Genomic DNA, 22862 nt, shown 5'->3' with positions numbered 1-22862 from the left:
CGTCGCGGCGATGGTGTCAGGCCATGGCGGGCAGCAACCGCGCTTCCTCTTCGGCTTGGAACAACGGCGATCGATACAGTCTCCAACGGGCGAGGCGATATTCCAGTGCGGTGCCGACCACGCCCAATCCATAAATGCAGCTACGACGGAAATTGATGCTCGACGCTTCTTGAAAATATTTTGTCGGACAGGATATTTCGCCAATCTGGTAACCGAACCACGCGGTCTGCGCCACCATCTGATTGTCGAAGACGAAATCGTCGGAGCAGGCCAGCAGAGGTAGCCGCTCCAGCACCGACCGGCTCCAGGCGCGATAGCCGGTGTGATACTCGGACAGCTTCTGTCGCATAACCAGGTTCTGGAATGCGGTCAGCGCGCGGTTGCAGATGTATTTATAGAGCGGCATGCCGCCGACCAGCGCCCCGCGACCCAAGATTCGCGATGCGAATACGGCGTCGTAATGACCGCTGGCGATCATCGATGCCATCGCCCGGACGAGCAGCGGCGAATATTGATAATCCGGATGCAGCATCACGACGATGTCCGCCCCACGGGCGAGCGCGGCCTGATAACAGGACTTCTGGTTGCCGCCATAGCCGCGATTGGCAGGATGCGACACGACATGGATGCCAAGTTCGCGCGCGACCGCGACGGTATCATCACGACTGGCGTCGTCGGTCAGGATGATGTCATCGACGATATCGAGCGGAATCTCGGCGACCGTACGCCGCAACGTTCTAGCAGCGTTATAGGCAGGCAGCACCACAGCAACCTTGCGACCCTCGATCATAAACCCCTTCCCCCTGCGACCCCGACGGACCGGGCTGGCAAAGACGCCTATCGGGCATGAGCGTTAAGAACGGCCTAATCGCTAATCGTGCGCACTTATCGCATCGTTAACCATCCGGGATTAGTCGCCTCTATATGGCTCAGGTCTTCACGCTCACCACCGATGCGCCCGCGAAAGACAACCGCGTGCTCCGTGGTTGCCTCTTCGGCGCTTGGCTGGGGATTGCCGGCTATTTCATCATCACTCATGTGATGTGGCGCGACGAAGTCAGGGCACTGAGTTTCGCGCTGGCCGGCGATTCTATCGGGGCGATGCTCCGCGGCGTGCAAGGCGAAGGGCATCCGGTGCTCTGGTACGTCCTGCTTCGGGTTGCGCACGATCTGGCCCCAGTCCGCGAGGTATTGCCGGCCATGGGCGCAGCGATCGGAATAGCCGCCGCCGCAATGCTCGCGTTCCGGGCGCCGTTTCGGCCGATCATACTGATGCTGGCACCGTTCGGTGAGTGGCTGATCTTCGAATACACCGCCGTCGCGCGCAATTACGGCATGAGCGCGCTGATCCTGTTCGTGATCGCCGATCGATATGATCCTCGATCAGGACGTGGATGGTTGGCCGGCGTGCTGCTGTTCCTGCTGTGCAACACCAATGTGCCGTCGATGTTGCTGGCCTGTGGCATTCTGCTGTTCTGGCTGGTCGAACTGCTGACGTCCGATGGTCTGCGGTTAACGCCGGCTATCAAAAGATGGGCGGTGGCGGCGGGTTGCTCGGCATTCGGTGCGATCGCCTGCGCGCTGGCGGTGTATCCGCCGTATAACGATGCCGCGGTGTCGCCGGCGCTCCACCATCTGTCGCCCGCGATCATATGGAACGCCGCGACCGACTGGGTGAACGCCCTTTTCCGCCTGCTGCCCTTCTACCTGTGGCAGTGGCGGCCGGCGACCGATGTACTGCTCGTCGTCCTTGTGTGTTGTATGCCGCTCAGCCTGATCCGCTCGCCGGGCGGATTTGCCGCGAGCCTGTTCGCCACCGCGATCTTCATTCTGTTCTTCGGCTTGATCTATCCAGCCAGCTATCGTCACGCCGCGCTGCTGTTAGCGTTCGTAATCGCCTTGCATTGGATGGTGGCCCGTGGTGGCGGCGGGCGTTGGTCATCGACGATCCAACCAAAGCTGCAATTGCCAGCCAGTGTGGGATCAGCCGGATTGGCGCTACTTCTCGCGTTGCAGGTCAGCATCACTATGGTCCAGCTGGACTATATGCTGCACGGAGGCGTCTACAGCCGCTCCGCCGATCTGGGGCAGTTGTTGAAGCGGCCCGATCTGCGGCGAGCCGTCGTGATGGCCAACCCGGACGTGATGATCGAGGCGTTGGGCTATTATGCGCCGAACCCGACTTGGCTGGTCAGGCAGCATCAGTTCGGCCGGGTCGTCCGCTTCACCTTCTATCCTGACAAGGATCTGAGCTTGGGCGAATTGCTTGCCGAAGCGCAGTTCGTCAGACGCCAGACCAGACGCCCGGTGGTGATCGTCATCCGTGAACATCTCGATGCCGGTCGTGCCGCGAAAATCGGGGACGAGGGTTATCAGATCACCTTCTCGACCACGCCAGCCCAAGTGCACGATTTCTTCGCAGCGACTCGGCGGATCGCGCGCTTCGGCCCCGCACAGATGGACGAGGATTACGACGTCTATCTGCTGCGCTGACCCTGTCAGACCTTGGCGGAATAAATCATCCGGCCGGAGCCAAGGTTGGCGAAGACGCGGTCGAGATCGTCCTCTCCGACCGCGAAGCAGCCCTGGCTGCGGCCAAGAACGCCGTGGGTCCGGATCATGTCGGGATTCGCGTACCACGCCGAATGAACAACAATCGCTCGGCCCATCGCGTTGCAATTGGTGGGGTCCAGACCGATCAACCGCTGCGACCGGCCATGCTTGCCGACATAGTAATCGGCGGTGACGAACGCCCCCTCGGACGAGGCGTTTGAATCGAAGTCATTGGAAAAGCGCTCGACATAACCGGTGTGGGCGGGATCGGACCCGCTGCCATGCGCGACCAGCAACGACTGGCTGCGGCCGCTGATGAGATCGACGAGATGGAACCGTGGCTGATCGGAGCCGGCGGCGAAGTCGGCAATCGCGATCCTGTCGCGCTGGGCGATCCGCGCTCCGTGATGGTTCAGGGCAGCTAAGGCGTTACGCAGCAATTCCGGACGCACCACGCGAGCCGACACCAGCGGTGCCGGTGCGATCCGGGCGGTCGGTTCGATCTGACTCATATCGCGGGTCGCACAGGCGACGGCACCTGGCACTGCGATCGCTCCCGCCAGCGTCAGGCCAGTCTTTAAAAATGCGCGCCTTGCGCGCGCCACATCGTGATCGTGCATCGATTTCCCGATTACCAGGTAGCCCCTTGCGACTCCCGATAGCACAAAGCACCTGAATTTTCTTAACCTTCCGAGCCACTTGTTCCGGCTACGGCCCCCATTCGCCGCAAACATCCCCCGCCCTGTCGCGCAGCGTAATGCCGGCACATTTCATCGGATCAGGCGTTGACAAGTCGAAAATGGATACGGTCGAAAGGCGTAAGCATATGAAATCAGGCTGGCTTGCTATCGGTGCGTGCATAACGATGGCGATAGGAACGTCTCCCGCCATGGCTGCGGATACGGGTGCGATGGTGGAAGAGGCCGCCGCAACCCTGGAGCCGAATCGCTATGTCTGGGTCGATCCCGGCACGTCCGATCCGGTAACGGTGGTCGTCAGCATTCCGCAGCAACGTGCGTTCGTTTATCGTGGGGAAGCGCTGGTCGCCGCGTCGAGCGTATCGACCGGCAGGGACGGCAATGAAACGCCCATCGGCATCTATCCCATCCTGCAGAAGAACGAGGTTCACAAATCGAACCTGTATAACGACGCGCCGATGCCGTTCATGCAGCGCCTGACATGGGACGGCATCGCTCTGCATGCCGGTCGCAATCCCGGTTTCCCCGATTCGCATGGCTGCGTCCGGTTGCCAGGCAGTTTCGCCAAGAAGCTGTTTGCCGTCACCGATCTGGGTAGCACCGTCGTCGTGACTGACCAATATGTCGAGGGCAGGACGCTCGATCCGACCCTTCTCCTCACGGATACGATGCAGGCCAATAGCGATCGGCTGGCCGCCGTGATGGGTTATTAAGCCGGCAGTCCCAGCGCGCGCAGACGCGGCAACAGATCATCGACACCGGTAAACAGAATGGCTGTCAGCCCGACAGCCTGCGCACCGGCAACGTTGGCCGCATTGTCGTCGATAAAAACCGCATCGCCCGCATCGATGCCGAAGCGGTCAAGCGCCAGTCGATAGATCGTCGCATCCGGCTTCACGAGCTTCTCTTCGCCCGAAACGACGATATCGCGAAACCGGTCGAACAACGCCGCTTCCTTTGCGCGAAAAGGCGGGAAGAATTCGTGGCTGAAATTGGTGATCGCAAACAGCGGCACACCGGCGTCATCCAGCCGCGCGGCCAGCTCGTGCATTCCGCGAATAGGACCAGGAATGGTATCGCCGAAACTCGGCCCCCACACCGCGATCAGGTCGGCATGCTGGGGATACAGCGCGACCAACTCCGCCGATGTATCGGCGAAGTCGCGGCCAGCATCATGCTGGAAATGCCAGTCGTGCGTGACGACATCGCGCAGGAACGATTCGAGCGCCTCACCCCGTGGGATCAGACGCTCGTACAGGAACCGTGGGTCCCAATCGTACAGGACGCGGCCGATGTCGAAGATGACCGACGACACCGGCATCGCGGGCTGGATCAGCCCTGGCGCGCCTTGAAACGACGGTTCGTCTTGTTGATGACGTAGGTACGGCCGCGACGACGGATCACGCGATTATCGCGATGGCGGTCCTTGAGCGACTTCAGCGAATTGCGGATCTTCATGGTTTCGCGCTTCTGTTCGAATGGTGTCGGAAAGCGCTGGCGCCTAGTGGTCGATCACGTGCAAGTCAAGCAACGGAGCGCCGCTCTGGCGCGTTACGCCCTCGCAACATTCGCTCGATCACCGTCCTTTCAAGGGGTTTCCATGTCCATCCGCCCGCTTACCGCCCTGCTCCCCCTCGGTCTGGCCCTGTCGGCCTGCGCGACCGGTGGCGCATTGCCGCCGACCGAAGTGATTCGCTATCATCTGGGCGAGCCGGTCGATCGCGGCACGATCCGCGTCGAACCGCTGGCGACGGGTACGGCGAGCATCGAGTTCAAGACCTATGCCGCTGCCGTAGAGACGCAGTTGCTGCGCAACGGCTATGCGATGCCGGCGGTGGGTGCGCAGCCGCAGCTGGTCGCGACCGTCGGCTTCAATCGCGCGAACCGGCTGGGACCGCCGAAATCGTCGCCGGTGCAGATCGGGCTGGGCGGCGGATCGTTCAGCGGCGGGCGTCGCGGTGGCGGTGTCGGTCTGGGTGGCGGGATCGGCTTCCCGATCGGCGGTGGCGGCCCGCGCGAGCTGGTGGTGACCGAACTGGTCGTCACCATCAAGCGCCGGGCCGACCAGTCCCCCGTGTGGGAAGGCCGCGCGCAGGCGGTGAGCGATCCGCGCAAGGTGGAGGGCGATGCGGACGTGCAAGCGGCAAAGCTCGCCAATGCGTTATTCACGGGGTTTCCGGGTGAGTCGGGTCGCACTATCGAGGTGAAATGACCCTCACTTCCTCTCCCCTCGCCATCAACGCCGCCTTTGACGGCGGCAATATCCGCGTCGTCTCGATCGACGACGCGGCCGATGGCTGCCGAATCGATCTGGAGATCGTCGCCGATCACCAGTCGGACTTCTTCCAGTGGTTCTATTTCCGGATCGCCGGTGCGCGGATCGGACAGGCGATCACGTTCCGCATCTTGAATGCAGGCAAGTCGGCCTATCCGTTCGGGTGGCCGGGGTACAAGGTACGCGGATCGACCGACCGGCTGGCGTGGCGGATGCTCGACACAGACTATGCCGACGGTGTGCTGGAATGGACGTGGACGGCGGACCGTTCGCTTGGCTGGTTCGCCTATTTCGCGCCCTATACGATGGAGCAGCACGAGGCGCTGGTCGCGCGCATCGCGGCGATGCCCGGCGTGCGTCACCGTGAGCTGGGCCAGAGTCTCGACGGGCGGGCGATCGATTACCTGTCGGTGGGCACCGGTCCCAAGCAGGTCTGGCTCTATGGCCGCCAGCATCCCGGCGAATCGATGACCGAATGGTGGATGGAAGGCGCGCTGGAGCGGCTGACCGATGCCACTGATCCCGTCACCGCAGCGTTGCTGGCCAAAGCGACATTCCATGTCGTGCCGAACATGAACCCGGACGGCACGCGGCGCGGACATCTGCGCACCAATGCGGCGGGGGTGAACCTGAACCGCGAATGGCATGCCCCCTCGCCGGAGCGCAGCCCGGAAGTGCTGTGCGTGCGTAACGCGATGGACGCGACCGGCGTCGATGTGGCGATGGACGTGCATGGCGACGAGGCGATCCCCGCCAATTTCCTCGCGGGCTATGAGGGTATCCCCTCATGGACAGATGCGCATGGTGAGAAATTCTACGACTATGGCCGTCGCCTTGCTGCCCACACGCCCGATTTCCAGACCGAGAAGGGCTATACCAAATCGTCGCCGGGCAATGCCAATCTGTCGATGTCGACCAACCAGTTGGCCGAGCGCTTCGGTGCGATGTCGATGACGCTGGAGATGCCGTTCAAGGATCATGATCCGAACGCCGACCCTAAATTCGGTTGGAGCGGCGAACGGTCAAAGAAGCTGGCGCATGCGATGCTGGAGACGCTGGCCGGGATGATCGACGAACTGTGACATCGCCACTGGTGATTCGGCAGGACGATCCGGCGGCGGCGCATGTCGCGCCGCTGCTGGCGATGCACCTGACCGAACTGCGCGGGCACATGCGCGAATTCGCGTTTGCGCTGGATGCAACGGGGCTGTCGGCGCCGGACCTGACGTTCTGGACCGCGTGGCGGGGCGAGATGCTGGCGGGCTTTGCCGCACTGAAGCGGCTGGACGGCGAACAGGCCGAAGTGAAGTCGATGCGCGCGGCCCCGGCGGCGCGGCGGACGGGTGTTGGCCGTGCGCTCCTGATGCATGTTATCGGCGAGGCGCGGGCACGGGGTTACCGCGTCTTGCATCTCGAAACCGGCACCGCCGATCTGCACGCACCCGCCGTCGCGCTGTATCATAGTGCGGGCTTCGTGGACGCCGGGCCGTTCGCCGACTATCAGCCCAGCCCTCATAACCGATTTATGTCGCTCACGCTCCGAGGCGATTTATGTCGCTCGACCTGTAAGGAACCCGCATGCCCAAGCTCGTCCTGATCCGCCATGGCCAGTCGACCTGGAACCTGGAAAACCGCTTCACCGGCTGGTGGGACGTGGATGTGACCGAGAAGGGCGCGGCCGAGGCGCGGGCGGCGGGCGAATTGATGGCGGCCAAGGGCCTCGACTTCGACCAGACCTTCACCAGCCTGCAATTGCGGGCGATCAAGACGCTGAACCTGGCGCTGGAGGCGATGGGTCGGTTGTGGCTGCCGACCGAGAAGGACTGGCGCCTGAACGAGCGGCATTATGGCGGCCTGACCGGCCTCGACAAGGCGGAGACGGTGGCCAGGCACGGCGAGGATCAGGTGAAGATCTGGCGCCGCAGCTTCGACGTGCCGCCGCCGGTCAGCGAGCCGGGTGGCGAGTTCGATATGACTCATGACCGCCGCTATGCCGGCATCGCCATCCCGACGACCGAGAGCCTGAAGGATACGATCGAGCGAGTCCTGCCCTATTGGGAAGAGCGCATCGCGCCGGCGCTGAAGGACGGGCAGCGAGTGCTGATCTCCGCTCACGGCAATTCGCTGCGCGCGTTGGTGAAGCATCTGTCGAACATTCCGGACGACGAGATCACCGGGTTGGAAATCCCGACCGGCCAGCCGATCGTGTACGAACTGGATGCCGATCTGAACCCGACCGACCGCTATTACCTGTCAGAGCGTTGATCGGCGGATCGCCGCCCGCTAGGCGACGGACATGACACTGGTCGGCATCATCATGGGCTCGACGTCCGATTGGGACACGATGCGCCACGCCGCCGAGACGCTCGATGCGCTCGGCGTTCCGTATGAGACGAAAGTCGTATCGGCGCATCGAACGCCGCAGCGGCTGGTCGAATATGCCACCGGCGCGGCGGATCGGGGGCTGAAGGTCATCATCGGCGGCGCGGGCGGGGCGGCGCATCTGCCGGGCATGGCCGCGGCGATGACGCATCTGCCGGTGCTGGGCGTGCCGGTGGAATCGAAGGCGCTGAAGGGCATGGATAGCCTGCTCTCCATCGTCCAGATGCCGGGCGGCATTCCGGTGGGAACGCTGGCGATCGGCAAGGCGGGTGCGATCAACGCGGGGCTGCTGGCCGCCGCGATCCTTGCCACCGGTGACGAGGCGCTGACCGAACGGCTGAAGGCGTGGCGCGCGGCGCAGACCGACGGCGTGGCGATCGATCCGGCATGATCGAGCCGGGTTCCACGATCGGTATCCTCGGCGGCGGGCAACTGGGCCGGATGCTGGCGGTCGCGGCCGCGCAACTGGGGTATCGCACGCATGTGCTGGCGCCCGATCGCGAGAGCGTGGCGGCGCAGACCGCGTCGAGCCTGACACGGGCCGATTACCACAATCGCATCGTGCTGGCCGACTTCGCCGAGGCGTGCGACGTGGTGACCTACGAGTTCGAGAATATCGCGCTGGGTCCGGTCGAATGGCTGGCGGAGCGGGTGCCGGTGCATCCGCACCCCCGCGCGTTGGCGGCGGCGCAGGAGCGGATCGCGGAGAAGCGCTTCGTTGAGAGCGTCGGTGGACGGCCGGCGCGATGGGCGGCGGTGGACAGTCGCGAGACGCTGGAGGCGGCGATCGCGCATGTCAGCACGCCGGCGGTGCTGAAGACGGCGCGGTTCGGCTATGACGGCAAGGGGCAGGTGCGGCTGTCGTCGTCCGCCGATGCGGATTCGGCGTGGGAGGCGATCGGCGGGCCGGCGGTGCTGGAGGCGTTCGTCACGTTCGAGCATGAATTCTCGGTCCTGATCGTGCGCGGGCAGGACGGCGCGACGGTGCGATACGATGCGCCGCTGAACGTGCATGAGGACGCGATCCTGCGCACCTCCACCCTGCCCGCGCCCACCGCCGTGCTGGCGCAGGTGGACGAGGCGACGGCGCTGGCGGGCCGGATCGCGGCGGAGCTCGACTATGTCGGCGTACTGGCGTGCGAGTTCTTTGCGACGGCCGAGGGGCCGGTATTCAACGAGATGGCGCCGCGGGTGCATAACTCCGGGCACTGGACGATGGAGGGGGCGGAGACGTCGCAGTTCGAGAACCATATCCGGGCGATCTGTGGCTTGCCGCTGGGGTCCACCGCGCTGACCGGGTCGGCGGTGACGATGCACAACCTGATCGGTGACGATCCGTGGGCGGACGCGCTGGTCGATCCGGGCGCGCATCTGCACCTGTATGGCAAAGGTGCGGCGCGGCCGGGCCGCAAGATGGGGCATGTGACGCGGGTAATGCGCGGCTAGGGTGGATGGCATGAACCATCGATTCGTGCTGCTCGCTCCCGCGCTCCTGACCATCGCCGCCGCGCCGCAGGTGGCGCCCGTGCCGGCGGTGACGCCGGTTCCGCTGGCAACACCGGTGCCGCTGCCGGCCCCCTCCCCTGCGCCCAAGCCCTATGCCACGGTCGGGGTGACGATCGTGACGAGCGAGGGGCCGATCGTGCTGGAGCTTGAGCGTGAGCGGGCGCCGATCACGACGGCCAATTTCCTGCGCTATGTCGACGGCAAGCGGTTCGACGGGACGACGTTCTACCGGGCGATGAAGCTGGGTCAGGCGGGGCTGATCCAGGGCGGCGTGCGCAATGCGACCAAGCTAATCTATCCGCCGATCGCGCATGAACCGACGACCAGGACGGGCCTGACGCATGACGACGGCGCGATCTCGCTGGGGCGGGCGGCGCCGGGGAGCGGACGGGGCGACTTCTTCATCATGGTGGGATCGGTGCCGACGCTGGATGCGAACCCGGCCGCGACGGGCGACAAGCTGGGCTATGCGGTGTTCGGGCATGTGACGAGCGGGATGGAGATCGTCCGCCACATCCTGGGCGAGCCGACGTCGCCGACCGCGGGGCCGCCGGCGATGAAGGGCCAGATGCTGATCGCCCCGATACGTATCCTGACGGCGCGTCGGGTGGTGGCGAAGCGAAGCTGAGGCCGCTCGGAACGCCGGAAAGTTAGGCTAAGGTTAGGCCAAAAACGTCAGTTTTCCGCCGTTTTTCCGTCCGCCTTGTCAAAGAGCGATGCTTGATGACGCCATAGGCTTTTCGGGGGCTGTAGGACAGCGCCTGCGGAGGCAAGATGGCTCAGCGGCGGACGTCGAGGCCACCGGCGAGATAGGCGTCGAGATCGGGCTGGCGGAAGAGGCTGGCGTCGCCGGGCAGCGAATGTTTGAGGGCAGCCAGTGCGAGACCGGTGGCCGCCGCGTTGGCGATGTCGCCGCCGGAGCGAAGCGCGTGGAGGACACCCGCCGCGAAGGCGTCGCCGCCGCCGATGCGATCGACGATACCGGCCAGCACGACCTCCTCGGTCTGCGCCTGACCCTCGCGCGAATCGACGCGGGCGGACAGGCGGTGGAGATCGACATGTTCGACATGGCGCGCGGTCGAGGCGATCGTCTGGAGCCGGGGAAAGGCATCGAACGCGGCTTCGGCGGCATGACGGCGGCGGTCCTCGCCATTTCCGGAGAAGTCGTCGCGGCCGAGCAGCAGGGCGATGTCGCGGTGGTTGCCGAACATCAGGTCGGCATGTTCGACAAGCTGGGTCAGGATCTGGCGGGGGTTGGAATCCCACCGCTCCCACAATTTGCCGCGCCAGTTGCCATCGAACGAGACGGGGATGCCGCGGTCAGTGGCCGCGCGGGCGGCGGCGATGGCGCTTTCCGCCGGTACGGGCCCGAGCGCGGGCGTGATGCCGGAGAGGTGGAAACGGTCGACCCCGGCGAGCAGCGTATCCCAGTGCCAGGCGCTGGTCGGTGCCTCGGCGAACGAAGACCATGCGCGATCGTAGATGACCTCCGTCGCGCGCAGCCCGGCGCCGGACGTGACGAAATAGAGACCCATCCGGTCGCCGCCGAGCGCGATCGTGCCAGTATCGACACCGTGCCCACGCAAGGTGGTGATCGCGGTACGGCCGAGATCGTTATCCGGAACGATCGTCGCCATGCCGACGTCATGGCCCAGGCGGGCAAGCTGGGTGACGACGTTCGCCTCTGCGCCCGCGACCCACACGTCGAGGCGCGGGGTCTGGAGCAGCAGCTCGCGGCCCGGTGGCGACAGGCGCAGCATGATCTCGCCGAATGCCAGGAACTTGGCCATGCCTTCCACCCTCACCCTTTCGGCGCGTTGCGCCTGCGTCCCTCTCCCGGTGGAAGAGGGATATCATTATCGCGCCAGCCAGCCGCCATCGACCGCCAGGATGTGACCCTGCACGTATTTCGCCGCGTTGCTGGCGAGGAAGACGGCAGCACCGCCGAGATCGTCGGCATCGCCCCAGCGGGCGGCGGGGATGCGATCAAGGATCGATTTGTTGCGGGCCTCGTCGGCCTGCAGCGCGGCAGTGTTGTTGGTGGCGATATAGCCGGGGGCGATCGCGTTGACGTTGATATTCTTGCCCGCCCATTCATTGGCGAGCAGCTTCGTTAGGCCACCGATGCCGCTTTTCGACGCGGTGTAGCTCGGCACGCGGATGCCGCCCTGGAAGGTGAGCATCGAGGCGATGTTGATGATCTTGCCGCCGCCGTTGGCGATCATGTGGCGACCGGCGGCCTGACACAGGAAGAACACCGATTTCAGGTTGGTGTCGACGACCGCGTCCCAATCCTCCTCGGTGAAATCGACTGCGTCGGCGCGGCGGATGATGCCGGCATTGTTGACGAGGATATCGAGGCCGCCGAGCTTGGATACGGTTTCGTCGACGACACGGCCGATCGGTTCGATGGTGGAGAGATCGGCGGAGACGACCTCCGCCTTGCGACCGAGCGCGCGGATTTCGGCGACGGTGTCTTCGGCGGGGGTGCGGCCGACACAGGCGACGTCGGCGCCGGCGGCGGCGAGGGCCACGGCGATCGCCTGACCGATGCCGGTGTTGGCACCGGTGACGATGGCGACCTTGCCGGAGAGATCGAACGGGTTGGTGATCATCTTGGTCTCCTCCCCTACCGCTGGCGGGAGGGGTCGGGGGTGGGCTTGCACAAGCGTCGCGCGGGTGGACAGGCCCACCAGCTCCTCCGGCAAGCGGGAGGGGAGTTTGGCTTCCCCTCCCCTATCGGCGGCTTTCCGGCGTGAGGCTTATGCGAGCTGGCAGATGTCGAGGACGTTCATGTCGGTATAGTCCTGGTTCTCGCCGGCCATCGCCCAGATGAAGGCATAGGCGCGGGTGCCGGAGCCCATATGGACCGACCAGGGCGGCGAGATGACCGATTCCTCGTTGCCGACGACGATGTGACGCATGGCCTCACCCTCGCCCATGTAATGGAACACCTTGTCGTTGTCGGTGGGCAGTTCGAAGTAGAAATAGATCTCGCTGCGCCGCTCGTGGATGTGCGGGGGCATCGTGTTCCAGACGCTGCCGGGCTTCAGGACGGTCAGGCCCATGACCAGCTGCGCCGAATCGCAGACGCCGGGGATGACGAGCTGGAAGATGGTGCGCTCGTTGGATTCCTCCAGGCTGCCACGCTCCAGCGCATTGGCGTCGGCGATGCCCAGCTTGCGGGTGGTGAACGCCTTGTGCGCGGGGCACGACGCCAGATAATAACGCGCGCCGGCGCCGGCAAATTCGACGTCGGCGGCGCCCATCGTGACGTACAGGCAATCCTTGTTGCCGAGCGTGAAGCTTTCGCCATCGACGGTCACGGTGCCTTCGACATCGCCGACGTTGACGATCGCGAGTTCGCGGCGTTCGAGGAAGGGGTGGCCGACGGCCGATTTCGGCTCAGTCTGCGCGGGCAGTTTCACCGGCGCACCGGCGACGGCGACGCCACCGATCACGAAGCGGTCGGCATGGGTATAGTTCAGGACGCACTCACCGTCGCGGAACAGGCCCTGGATCAGGTAGCGGTCGCGCAGTTCGTCGTTAGAGACGCACTCCATCATATCGGGATGCGTGGCGTAGTAGGTGCGGTCGAACATCAGATCACTCCGGTTTCGGCGGTGGCGTCGGCATAGCCGGGGCCGCGCGCCCTGATGGGGAACGCTACGACGGCCGCCCCGTCAGGGGAAGCCGTCGTTCATGCGCTTGCCCGCCTATTCGCACATGCTGGGATGAATTCCCAAATGTTTATTGCGGATCGGCGGCGGCCTCATCTGGGAAGGCGTTGGTCGGCTTGCTGCCCCAGACGGCGTAGAACAGGATGTATAGTTCGCAGACCGCGGTCAGGATGAACGACGATTGCAGGCCGTAATGATCGGCCAGCCAGCCCTGCACCGCGACGAGCGCGCCACCGGCGATCGCCATGATGAGCAGGCCCGAACCCTCCTCGGTCAGCGGCCCCAGCCCCTTGATGCCGAGGGTGAAGATCGTCGGGAACATGATCGAGTGGAACAGGCCGACGAGGATCAGCGACCACATCGCGACATGGCCGGTGGTGACGACGGTGATCGACATGACGACGAACGCCCCGATCGAGAAGAACGCCAGCACCTTGTCCGCCGCGACCTTCTGCATGATCGCCGAGCCGACGAAGCGGCCGACCATCATGCCGCCCCACAGGAAGGTGAGGTAGCGACCCGCCGATTCGGTGGTCATGTTGCCGATTTCGGGGCGGCTGACGAAGTTCACGAACAGGTTGCCGACGCCGATCTCGGCGATCAGGTAGATGAAGATCGCGGGGATGCCGAAGACGAGGTTGCGATGCTTCCACAGCGAGTGGTTGCGGCGTTCCTCCTTGGCGACGCGGCTGGTCGACGATCCCATCGCCGGCAGCGGGAAACGGGCGATGATGATCGCGAGCACCACGAGGACGATGGCGACCAGCGCATAGGGCAGGACGACCGACTGCGCGTCGGCCAGCCGCTCTGCCTGGGTCAGGACGACGCCGGCCTCTGCCGTCCCGCCCTTCGACCGGCCGAGGATCAGGTACGCGCCGAACAGCGGCGCGAGCATGGTGCCGGCCGAGTTCATCGCCTGCACCAGATTGAGCCGCGACGACGCGGTCTTGGGCGATCCCAGCACGGTGACGTATGGGTTGGCCGCGACCTGCAACAGGGTGATGCCGCTGGCGATCACGAACAGCATGACCAGCGTGATGCCATAGGACGGGATGCTGGCGGCCAGGATCATGCCGAGCGCGCCGGCGGCCATGATGAGCAGGCCGATAACCAGCGATTTCTGATAGCCGATCCGCTCGATCAGTTTGGCCGACGGGATCGAGGCGAAGAAATAGGCGATGAACCACACGCTTTCGATCAACGCGGCCTGGAAATAGCTGAGGTCGAACACGCTGCGCAGATGCGGCAGCAGCGTACCGTTGATGACGGTGATGAAGCCCCACATGAAGAACAGGCTGGCGAGCAGGCCCAGCGCCTTGCCATAACCCGATGTGGGTTGGCCGGGCGCGATGACGCTCGCGCTGTTGGTGCCAATCGGTGCGGCCATGCGTGGAAAACCCCTCTCTATTTTTTCGCGCATCCAGCCCCGCGACGATGCGGGCGGACTTGCTCTCGCGCTTTTTGTCTGAGTATAAGCGATGGCATAGTACGTCAACGGTCGGCAACTGGCCGGAACGGGAGGATCGTCCATGAATATATTACCGGCCGCCGGCGCCGCCGCGCTCGCCCTCGCTTCGGGCAGCGCCCATGCCGCGGAGGCGAAACGCGCGCCGTTCGGGACGCTGGCCGATGGCCGCCCGGTGGAGGCGGTAACACTGACCAACGCGCACGGCGTGACCGCGCGGATCATCAATTACGGTGCCATCCTGCAATCGGTGCAGACCCCCGATCGCGCCGGCAAATCGGCCGAGATCACGCTCGGGTACGACAGCATGGACGGCTATCTGAAGGCGCCCAATTATTTCGGCGCGACGGTGGGCCGCTATGCCAACCGGATCGCCGGCGGCAAATTCTCGCTGGACGGCAAGCAGTACACGCTGGGGCTGAACGACAAGACGAACGCGCTGCACGGTGGCAAGGTCGGCTTCGACAAGGTGTTGTGGCGGATCGTCGACGTGAAGAACGGGCCGGCGCCGTCGGTGACGCTGTCGTACACCAGCGCGGATGGCGAGGAAGGTTATCCCGGCAAGCTGGACGTGACGGCGACCTATACGCTTGACGACAGCAACGCGCTGACCGTGGAATACAAGGCGAAGACGGACAAGCCGACGATCGTCAACATGACGAACCACAGCTTCTTCAACCTGAACGGCGAGGGATCGGGCAAGTCGATCCTGACGCACGTCCTGACCCTGCCCGCCGAACAGTTCACGCCGGTGTCGGCGACGCTGATCCCCACGGGCGAGCGGCGGCCGGTGGCGAATACGCCGTTCGATTTCCGCACACCCCATGTGATCGGCGACCGGGTACGCGACGGCCGCGATCAGCAGATCGTGTTCGGTCAGGGATATGACCACAACTATATCCTGGGTGCCGCCGACGCGAAGGGGCTGCGTCCCGCCGCGCGGGTCGAGGAGCCGGCGACCGGCCGAGTGATGGAGATCGCCACCAACCAGCCGGGCGTGCAGTTCTACACCGGTAACTTCCTCGACGGGACGGCGATCGGCCGCTCTGGCCTGGCCTATCGCCAGTCGGACGGGCTGGCGCTGGAACCGCAGGTGTTCCCGGATACGCCAAACCAGCCGGCGTTCGGTTCGGCCCGGCTCGATCCGGGCCAGACGTATCGAAGCGTCATCGTCTATCGTTTCTCGACCAGCGCCCGCTGATCCAACCCCGGACTACCATCACCATGACCGATCGCCCGAAGCTGCGCAGCCGCGCCTGGTTCGACAATCCCGACAATATCGACATGACGGCGCTGTATCTGGAGCGCTATCTGAACTTTGGCCTGTCGCTGGAGGAATTGCAGTCAGGCAAGCCGATCATCGGCATCGCCCAGACCGGCAGCGACTTGAGCCCCTGCAACCGTCACCATCTGGTGCTGGCGGAGCGAGTGCGCGAGGGCGTGCGCGACATGGGCGGTATCGTGCTGGAATTCCCGGTGCATCCGATCCAGGAGACGGGCAAGCGGCCGACCGCGGGGCTCGACCGGAACCTGGCCTATCTGGCGCTGGTCGAGGTGCTGTACGGATACCCGCTGGACGGCGTGGTGCTGACGATCGGATGCGACAAGACGACACCGGCGTGCCTGATGGCGGCGGCGACGGTGAACATCCCGGCGATCGCGCTGTCGGTCGGCCCGATGCTGAACGGCTGGCACAAGGGCGAGCGCACCGGATCGGGCACGATCGTGTGGAAGGCGCGCCAGTTGCTGGCGGCGGGCGAGATCGACGATGCGGAGTTCATCCGGCTGGTGTCGTCGTCGGCGCCATCGACCGGTTACTGCAACACGATGGGCACCGCGACGACGATGAACTCGCTGTGCGAAGCGCTCGGCATGTCGCTGCCCGGCTCGGCCGCGATCCCGGCCCCCTATCGCGACCGGCAGGAAGTGGCATGGCGGACGGGCAAGCGCATCGTCGAGATGGTCGCCGAGGACCTTAAGCCGTCGGACATCCTGACCAGGCCGGCGTTCCATAACGCGATCAAGGTCAATTCCGCGATCGGTGGATCGACCAACGCGCCGATCCATCTCGCCGCCATCGCGCGCCATATCGGTGTCGACCTGCCGCTGAAGGATTGGGAGACGGAGGGGCACAAGGTGCCGCTGCTCGTCAACCTGCAGCCGGCGGGCGAGTATCTGGGCGAGGATTATTACCGCGCCGGCGGCGTGCCGGCGGTGGTGAACCAGTTGATGGGCCAGGGCCTGATCGCCGAGGACGCGCTGACCGTGAACGGCCGGACGATGGGCGACAATTGCCGCGGCGTGGCGATCGAGGATGAGAAGGTCATCCGTCCGTTCGCCGAACCGCTGAAGGAGGAGGCTGGCTTCATCGTGTTGTCGGGCAATCTGTTCGACGCGGCGGTGATGAAGACCAGCGTGATCGGGCCGGAATTCCGCGAACGATATCTGTCGAACCCCGACGATCCCGAGGCGTTCGAGGGGCCGGCGGTCGTGTTCGACGGGCCGGAGGACTATCACCACCGGATCGACGATCCGTCGGTCGGCATCACGCCCGAGACGTTGCTGTTCATGCGCGGCGCCGGCCCGATCGGCTATCCGGGCGCGGCGGAGGTCGTGAACATGCGACCGCCGGCGTATCTGATCACCGAAGGCGTTCATGCCCTGCCCTGCATCGGCGATGGTCGCCAGTCGGGCACGTCGGGATCGCCATCGATCCTGAACGCCAGCCCGGAGGCGGCCGCGGGCGGTATGCTGGCGCTGCTGCGCACCGGCGACCGGGTACGCGTCGATCTGGGCAAGGGCACGGTCGATGCGCTGGTGCCGATGGAAGAACTGGCAGCACGGCGCGCGGCGTTGCAGGCGGCGGGCGGCTATGCCTACCCTGCCTCGCAGACGCCGTGGCAGGAGATCAGCCGTGGCCATGTCGGTCAGATGAACACCGGCGCGATCATCGAGGGTGCGGAGAAGTATCAGCGGATCGCGCAGACGAAGGGATTGCCGCGGGACAACCATTGAGGAGTGGCCGGTTCGGGGCGGTTCCTGTGCCCCGGACCGGCTGTCGATCGGTTGATTTATTCGCACTGAGAACGTGATGGCGGGACACAGATAGGTCCGTCATCGCGAGCGGACCGGAGCAACCCACAGCAGAACGTAGCGCTCTGGGTTGCTTGGCGTCACTCGCGACGACGAGTTAAACCGGCGTCATTATTTTCTAATGTAGCTGGTTCTGCGTCCGGGCGATCAACGGTGCGTTGCCGGGCCGGTCGCCAAAGACGGGCGGTGGGTCGAGATCGCGGCTGCGGGTCAGCAGGGCGCGGGCGTCGCCGGGGCTGAGCGAGGGCCGGCCGTCCTGCCCGGCAGCGGCGATCACGCGGTCGAGCAGGTCGAGCCCCTCTGGCCAGCGACCGATGCCGCTGGCGGCGTTGATGTGGCCGGTATCACCGACGTCGACGAAATGACTGCCCCATTCGGCCGCCAGACTGTGCGCGCGGTCAATCGTGATCCACGGGTCATCGGTGCTGGCGACGACCAGCGACGGAAACGGCAGGGGGATGCGCGGGCTTGGCGCAAACGCTTTCAATTCGGCACAGGCATCGGGCCGGTCGGTATCGGCGGGCGCGACCAGCAGCGCGCCGGCGACAGGCCAGCCATAAGGCTGCGGGCTTAGCTGCGCCCACCACGCCACCGCCAGACAGCCCAGGCTGTGCGCGACGAGGATCACCGGCGCCTCGGCCTGGCGGATGGCCTCGTCCAGCTTCGTCACCCAACTGTTGCGATGGGGGGTGTTCCACATGCCCAGATCGGCGCGGTGAACGCCCGGCACGGATGATTCCCACAGGGTCTGCCAATGCGAAGGCCCAGAGCCGCCCAGACCCGGCACGGTCAGGATCGTCGGTCGAACGGCGTCATACGCGGCGAATGATCCCATCATGCTTCTCCTTCGAGTCGCCGAGATTTGGCCTCCTGCCAACAGAGGCAGCCAGCCATACTCTCGTCCCCTATTTATATCCCATCATATTAGTGGGCAATGGAGACTGCGATGAAGCGAACGGACGATGCGATGGTTCCCGGCGTACGGTGACCGTACCACGATCGTCGGCGGCAAAAGCGATACCGAAGGAACCGGGGGCGCTGCATCCGCCGGGGCGGATGACGCTGTCAGGTTATCCAGCTTCGCTGGCATCGGGCGGTCCACCGATCGTGTTTCGGTCTTACGATGCACATCATGCCGTAGCCGAAATTACCCGCCTCCCTCGTCGATAGCTCCACCAGCGCGAACGTGCCGTTGCTGGAGAATATCGGACTGCTGAAGGTCGTGTAGGTCGCATGTCCCTCCTCATCGACGACCGGGCCGGCAGAGCCTTTCCATACGCAGTGCGGATCGAACGATGGATCGCGATAGATGTCCTGTCGAGCGACCAGATCTCTGGAATCGCGGGGAGTCAGACCAAGATTGGTCCCATCGCCGGAGATGATGCCCGTACTGCCGTTCGGCGTGCGCTTCATGCGAACGTCGACTGGATAAGCGGGAGTGCGCGCGCCGATCGCGGCGGTATAGGCTGTTTGCAGGACGGCGCAGGTTCGCGGTGCGGCGGCAAAATGGCGCTCGGTCACCAGATACGAAGCGAGAACCAGCGGCAAAGCCAGCGGCGCGATCAGTCGCACCCCGGCAGGTCGACATGGATGCGGCGGTATCGCGCCTCGACAAAGCTGTAGATGCCGAACAGGCCGAGGCCGATGCCGGTTGCGGCGAGCAGCCATTGGCCGCCGGGCTGGCCTTGTAACATACCCAGTGCCGCCGCCATGCCGCCAGCCTCGCTCGCCTGCGCCTGCCACGCGGCGAGGGTGAAGAAGCCGGCGAGGATCACGAACACCAGCGCCCGCGCGCCATAACCGAGGCGGCCGATCGTGCAGACATAGGTCGGCGTCGGCGTGTCACTGCGCAAATCGGCGGCGAACCCGCCGGTCCATGCCTTGCGCGCCTGTTGCCCCGCCGCAACGACCAGACCGACCGCGACGATGCCGACAAGAATCTGGCCGAATGGCTGCGCGAGCAGCCAGGCGGTCCAGTCGCGGGCACTCTCGTCGCCGGGGGACGTGCCGCCTTCGGTCTCGCCGATATCCAGCGCGATGCGCGCGGCGGTCCAGGCGAGGATGACGTGGGCGGTGCCGCTGACCAGATGGCCGAGCCGCCTGAAATTGCCCTTCGCGTCACGGGCGATCCGTTCGGGGTTGGCCAATCCCTCGGTCAGGCGCCAGACGGCATAGCCCAGCATGCCGGCGGCGATGACCGCCAACAGGATATGGCCGAATTGTTCGTCGGCCAGCGAGGCGATCGCGCCCTGATTGTCGGCGGCCTGGCCATCGCGGAACGCCGCATCGATCGCGAACCAGCCGACCAGCAGATAAACGAGACCCCGCGCGGCGAAGCCCAGCCGGGCCAGCCATGTCGCATTGCGGTCAGTAAACATGGTTGGTGGCGCCCCGGCGGTGAGAAATGTTGCGGAGGCTCAACAATCCTCAGGCGCGCGCGTTCCTGTCGTCGGCGATCAGGCCGCGACCGCCTGTTCAGTGTCGCGCAGGGCCAGCGCCACGAGTTCGGTCATGCGGACGCGCGCGAGATCGCCGTCGCCCGCCGCGATCGCATCGTACAGCGCGAAATGTTCGGGCATCGGATCGCGCGGCGGCAGAGTGCGACGCTGCTTGAAGATCGTCGTCCAGCCGACCGCGGCGGCGATAGTGGTCGACAGCGTCGTCAGCGGCTCGTTGCGCGTCGCCTCCAGCACCAGATTGTGGAAAAGCTGGTCGGCGGCGCGGCCAGCGGGAGACGCGAGCCCGTGATGCGCCATGTCGTGCAGCGCCGCGCCCATGCGGGACAGCTCGTCGGCGGTGCGGCGTTCCGCGGCGAAGGCGGCGGCGGCGGGTTCGATCATCATGCGCAGTTCGAACAAGCTGCGGATGAACACCTCGTCCGGCTCGCTCTCGAACATCCAGGCGAGGACGTCGGGATCGAGCATGTTCCAGCGCCGACGGTCGCTGACGCGGGTGCCCGTTTTGGGCCGGCTTTCGACCAGTCCCTTGGCGGCGAGGATGCGCACCGCCTCGCGATACGCGCTGCGCGACACGTCGAGGCGGTGGCTGAACTCGATCTCGCCGGGCAATATCTCGCCCGGCTGGTGATGGCCGGTGACGATCGCGACGCCCAGATCGTGTGCGATGTTGCCGTGGATGCGGCGTGGTGCACTGGTCCCCAGCGGCGATGTTTCCGGCGTCGATCGCTGGCGGCTCACCGCATTTCTCCTGTCAGCCCGCAATCATGGGCGCGGGGTCCGCAGGTGTCGAGCGATCAGTAATGGAATGGCTCCACCGGCTTGCGGACGCCGCGCAGGAACGCATCGGTGACGTGCGCCAGCGGGGTGGTGTCGGCATCCGATTTGCCCGCGGCGATCAGTTTGGCGAATTGATCGTACAGGCCGCGATATTCGGCCTCTGGCGCGGTGGTCTTCAGCACGCCATCAATCCACAGCTCGTTGCCGCCCTTGGCGAGCAGCATCGTGCCGGCGGCGGTTTCGGCATGGACCTCCCAGGTGTGTGGCCCCGGCTGGCGGAAATCGAACTCGGCCGCGACGGGCACGCCGGCGGTGTCGACATAGGTCAGGTCGGCGGCGATCGGCGCGGCGCGGTTTTCGGGGAACTCCAGCGTCGCATCGAGCAGGAAGAAACGGCGCGGCAGGATCGCGGTCAGCACCGACAGTGCGTTGATGCCGGGATCGAACACGCCGAGCGCACCCGCTTCCCACAGCCACTCCTGCCCCGGATGCCAGACGCGGACGTCCTCCTTCCAGATGGCCTTGACCGAATGGATCGTGGTGGCGGCGAGCCAGGCGCGCGTATCCTCGATCGCGGCGCCGTAGCGGGAATGCCAACTGGCGAACAGCGACACGCCGGCATCCGCCGCCTGTTCGGCGAGCGCGGCGACCTCGCCCAGCGTCATGCCGGGTGGTTTTTCGAGGAAGACGTGCTTGCCGCTGGCGATGGCGAGGCGGGCCGCGTCGTAGCGGACGTGCGGCGGCTGGCAGAGGGTGATGGCGTCGATCGTCTCGGGACCGTCCAGCATCGCCTCGATCGAGGGATAGGAGGGTGTGCCCTCGACGCTGCCGTGGCGGCTGGCGGTGGCGACCAGTTCGAAATCGGGCGAGGCGGCGATGGTGGGGATATGCTGGTCGTGCGCGATCTTGCCGACGCCGACGAGGCCGAGACGGATCGTCATCAGAGCGCCCTCACCGCGACCGGGCGATGCACGTCGGTGGCGACGGTGTTGCGCAAGGGAAGCGCGAAGGGCGCAGCCTCAATCTCGAACACGTCGCCTTCCTGCGTGGTCACGCCGTCGCTGAACGACAGGGTGGCGGTGCCGAAGAAGTGGACATGGACGTCGCCGGCGCTGCGGAACAGCGCGTACTTGAAATGATGGTGTTCGAGATTGGCGAGGCTGTGCGACATGTTCGCCTCGCCCGACAGGAACGGCTTCTCCCACAGCGTCGCACCGTCGCGGACGATGCGGCTGGTGCCGATCACCTCCTGCGGCAAGTCGCCGACGAGCAGTTCGGGGCCGATCGCGGCGGGGCGCAGTTTCGAATGGGCGAGCCAGAGATAGTTGCCGCGCTCCGTCACATGGTCGGAGAATTCGTTGGCGAGCGTGAAGCCGATGCGGACGGGGGTGCCATCCGATGCGACGAGATAGACGCCGGCGATCTCCGGCTCCTCGCCCGCGTCCTTGGCGAAGGCGGGGGAGACGAGCGGCTGGCCGGGGGCGACCAAGGACAGGCCATTGCCCTTGTAGAACCATTCGGGCTGCGCGCCCTCGGTACCGGCGGCGGGCTTGCCACCCTCGACACCCATCAGGAACATCTTCATCGAATCGGTGGGCGCGGCATCGGCCTTGGCGGCGCGGTGCATCTGGTCGCGGCCCTCGGCGGAGCCGAGATGGGTCAGGCCGGTGCCGGTGAGGATGCAGTGGGCGGGATCGTCGTGATCGATCGGCGCGAGCAACGTGACCTGATCGAGATCGACCACATCGCCGAAACCGGCGGCAGCGACGGCGGCAGCGAGACCGTGGCCGGCATCGATCGCGCCCTGCGCCAGCGCGCGGACGCTGGTGGCGCCGGTCACGCGGCGGGGAACGCGGTCCTCACCCAGCGCGGCGACGCCGCGGTTACCGGACGCATCGCGGAATTGCAGCAACGACAGGCGCATCGGCCATCCTCTCCTGATCGGACCTGCGGCCCATTACTCAGACAAGTCGA

General features: G+C 65.4%; 25 protein-coding genes. 11 read left to right on the top strand and 14 right to left on the bottom strand.

Annotated features, from left to right (window positions below):
• Positions 1-16 precede the first annotated feature (16 nt).
• On the bottom strand, positions 17-790 hold the full coding sequence (locus tag ASG67_RS02905) for a glycosyltransferase family 2 protein (RefSeq protein WP_056524951.1): 774 nt from the start codon (positions 788-790) through the stop codon (positions 17-19).
• Positions 791-924: 134 nt separating this feature from the next.
• Here ASG67_RS02905 and ASG67_RS02900 point away from each other — a divergent pair, with 134 nt between their 5' ends.
• The gene (locus tag ASG67_RS02900; RefSeq protein WP_056524948.1) at positions 925-2493 is read left to right on the top strand and encodes a hypothetical protein; all 1569 of its coding nucleotides are present in this window, start codon (positions 925-927) and stop codon (positions 2491-2493) included.
• 5 nt (positions 2494-2498) lie between these two features.
• Here ASG67_RS02900 and ASG67_RS02895 read toward each other — a convergent pair whose 3' ends face one another.
• Positions 2499-3173, bottom strand: coding sequence for a murein L,D-transpeptidase catalytic domain family protein (locus tag ASG67_RS02895; RefSeq protein WP_056524945.1), 675 nt, complete (start codon positions 3171-3173; stop codon positions 2499-2501).
• Positions 3174-3352: 179 nt separating this feature from the next.
• On the opposite strand from ASG67_RS02895, the gene ASG67_RS02890 reads away from it, so the two are divergent.
• Positions 3353-3964, top strand: coding sequence for a L,D-transpeptidase family protein (locus ASG67_RS02890; RefSeq protein WP_321163522.1), 612 nt, complete (start codon positions 3353-3355; stop codon positions 3962-3964).
• Here ASG67_RS02890 and ASG67_RS02885 read toward each other — a convergent pair.
• Both ASG67_RS02885 and ykgO read right to left on the bottom strand, forming a co-directional pair.
• Positions 3961-4572 carry an HAD family hydrolase gene (locus ASG67_RS02885; protein ID WP_056524942.1) on the bottom strand — a complete coding sequence of 204 codons (612 nt, stop codon included), beginning with the start codon at positions 4570-4572 and terminating at the stop codon, positions 3961-3963. The genes ASG67_RS02890 and ASG67_RS02885 overlap by 4 nt on opposite strands.
• Positions 4573-4583: 11 nt before the next feature.
• Positions 4584-4709 carry a type B 50S ribosomal protein L36 gene (gene ykgO, locus ASG67_RS02880; protein WP_003046794.1) on the bottom strand — a complete coding sequence of 42 codons (126 nt, stop codon included), beginning with the start codon at positions 4707-4709 and terminating at the stop codon, positions 4584-4586.
• A gap of 142 nt (positions 4710-4851) precedes the next feature.
• On the opposite strand from ykgO, the gene ASG67_RS02875 reads away from it, so the two are divergent.
• From ASG67_RS02875 to ASG67_RS02845, 7 genes are read left to right on the top strand one after another with little or no spacing between them, the layout of a single operon-like run.
• Positions 4852-5463 carry a DUF4136 domain-containing protein gene (locus tag ASG67_RS02875; RefSeq protein WP_056524939.1) on the top strand — a complete coding sequence of 204 codons (612 nt, stop codon included), beginning with the start codon at positions 4852-4854 and terminating at the stop codon, positions 5461-5463.
• On the top strand, positions 5460-6608 hold the full coding sequence (locus ASG67_RS02870) for a M14-type cytosolic carboxypeptidase (RefSeq protein WP_056524936.1): 1149 nt from the start codon (positions 5460-5462) through the stop codon (positions 6606-6608). Before ASG67_RS02875 ends, ASG67_RS02870 begins: the two co-directional genes overlap by 4 nt.
• Positions 6605-7123, top strand: a complete 519-nt coding sequence (locus ASG67_RS02865; protein WP_235535016.1) for a GNAT family N-acetyltransferase — start codon at positions 6605-6607, stop codon at positions 7121-7123. The genes ASG67_RS02870 and ASG67_RS02865 overlap by 4 nt, the downstream gene beginning before the upstream one ends.
• Positions 7105-7791 carry a 2,3-diphosphoglycerate-dependent phosphoglycerate mutase gene (gene gpmA / locus ASG67_RS02860; protein WP_056524933.1) on the top strand — a complete coding sequence of 229 codons (687 nt, stop codon included), beginning with the start codon at positions 7105-7107 and terminating at the stop codon, positions 7789-7791. The genes ASG67_RS02865 and gpmA overlap by 19 nt, the downstream gene beginning before the upstream one ends.
• Positions 7792-7822: 31 nt before the next feature.
• Positions 7823-8299, top strand: coding sequence for a 5-(carboxyamino)imidazole ribonucleotide mutase (gene purE, locus ASG67_RS02855; protein WP_056524929.1), 477 nt, complete (start codon positions 7823-7825; stop codon positions 8297-8299).
• Positions 8296-9354, top strand: coding sequence for a 5-(carboxyamino)imidazole ribonucleotide synthase (locus tag ASG67_RS02850; protein WP_056524926.1), 1059 nt, complete (start codon positions 8296-8298; stop codon positions 9352-9354). Before purE ends, ASG67_RS02850 begins: the two co-directional genes overlap by 4 nt.
• 10 nt (positions 9355-9364) lie before the next feature.
• Positions 9365-10042 (top strand): peptidylprolyl isomerase, encoded by a 678-nt coding sequence (locus ASG67_RS02845; RefSeq protein ID WP_056526372.1) that lies wholly within the window; start codon positions 9365-9367, stop codon positions 10040-10042.
• 151 nt (positions 10043-10193) lie between these two features.
• Here the strand turns inward: ASG67_RS02845 and ASG67_RS02840 are convergent, their stop codons facing one another.
• The 4 genes from ASG67_RS02840 to ASG67_RS02825 form a co-directional block, all read right to left on the bottom strand.
• A complete protein-coding gene (locus tag ASG67_RS02840; protein ID WP_056524923.1) occupies positions 10194-11204 on the bottom strand; it encodes a sugar kinase in 1011 nt (336 codons plus the stop codon).
• Between the two features lie 66 nt (positions 11205-11270).
• Positions 11271-12026 (bottom strand): 2-dehydro-3-deoxy-D-gluconate 5-dehydrogenase KduD, encoded by a 756-nt coding sequence (gene kduD, locus ASG67_RS02835; RefSeq protein ID WP_056526367.1) that lies wholly within the window; start codon positions 12024-12026, stop codon positions 11271-11273.
• Positions 12027-12176: 150 nt separating this feature from the next.
• On the bottom strand, positions 12177-13016 hold the full coding sequence (kduI, locus tag ASG67_RS02830) for a 5-dehydro-4-deoxy-D-glucuronate isomerase (RefSeq protein WP_056524920.1): 840 nt from the start codon (positions 13014-13016) through the stop codon (positions 12177-12179).
• 148 nt (positions 13017-13164) lie between these two features.
• Positions 13165-14481, bottom strand: a complete 1317-nt coding sequence (locus tag ASG67_RS02825; RefSeq protein WP_056524917.1) for a sugar MFS transporter — start codon at positions 14479-14481, stop codon at positions 13165-13167.
• A 142-nt stretch (positions 14482-14623) separates the two neighbouring features.
• On the opposite strand from ASG67_RS02825, the gene ASG67_RS02820 reads away from it, so the two are divergent.
• Both ASG67_RS02820 and ASG67_RS02815 read left to right on the top strand, forming a co-directional pair.
• Positions 14624-15760 (top strand): aldose epimerase family protein, encoded by a 1137-nt coding sequence (locus ASG67_RS02820; protein ID WP_056524914.1) that lies wholly within the window; start codon positions 14624-14626, stop codon positions 15758-15760.
• Positions 15761-15783: 23 nt separating this feature from the next.
• A complete protein-coding gene (locus ASG67_RS02815; RefSeq protein ID WP_268796271.1) occupies positions 15784-17574 on the top strand; it encodes an IlvD/Edd family dehydratase in 1791 nt (596 codons plus the stop codon).
• 196 nt (positions 17575-17770) lie between these two features.
• Here the strand turns inward: ASG67_RS02815 and ASG67_RS02810 are convergent, their stop codons facing one another.
• The 6 genes from ASG67_RS02810 to araD1 form a co-directional block, all read right to left on the bottom strand.
• Positions 17771-18487, bottom strand: a complete 717-nt coding sequence (locus ASG67_RS02810) for an RBBP9/YdeN family alpha/beta hydrolase (RefSeq protein ID WP_082543261.1) — start codon at positions 18485-18487, stop codon at positions 17771-17773.
• A 230-nt stretch (positions 18488-18717) separates the two neighbouring features.
• Complete coding sequence (locus ASG67_RS02805; RefSeq protein ID WP_056524902.1) at positions 18718-19224, bottom strand: hypothetical protein; 507 nt, start codon at positions 19222-19224, stop codon at positions 18718-18720.
• Entirely contained in the window at positions 19215-20030 is an 816-nt protein-coding gene (locus ASG67_RS02800; protein WP_056524899.1) for a DUF1206 domain-containing protein, read from the bottom strand. Before ASG67_RS02800 ends, ASG67_RS02805 begins: the two co-directional genes overlap by 10 nt.
• 78 nt (positions 20031-20108) lie before the next feature.
• Positions 20109-20849 (bottom strand): FadR/GntR family transcriptional regulator, encoded by a 741-nt coding sequence (locus ASG67_RS02795; RefSeq protein WP_056524897.1) that lies wholly within the window; start codon positions 20847-20849, stop codon positions 20109-20111.
• Between the two features lie 56 nt (positions 20850-20905).
• Positions 20906-21829 (bottom strand): Gfo/Idh/MocA family protein, encoded by a 924-nt coding sequence (locus ASG67_RS02790; RefSeq protein WP_056524894.1) that lies wholly within the window; start codon positions 21827-21829, stop codon positions 20906-20908.
• Entirely contained in the window at positions 21829-22812 is a 984-nt protein-coding gene (gene araD1 / locus ASG67_RS02785) for an AraD1 family protein (RefSeq protein ID WP_056524891.1), read from the bottom strand. The genes ASG67_RS02790 and araD1 overlap by 1 nt, the downstream gene beginning before the upstream one ends.
• Between the last annotated feature and the right edge of the window lie 50 nt (positions 22813-22862).

Origin of the sequence: Sphingomonas sp. Leaf339 (genome assembly GCF_001426195.1) — a bacterium.
Taxonomy (GTDB): Bacteria; Pseudomonadota; Alphaproteobacteria; order Sphingomonadales; family Sphingomonadaceae; genus Sphingomonas.
This window is presented reverse-complemented; position numbering and strand designations above follow the sequence as displayed.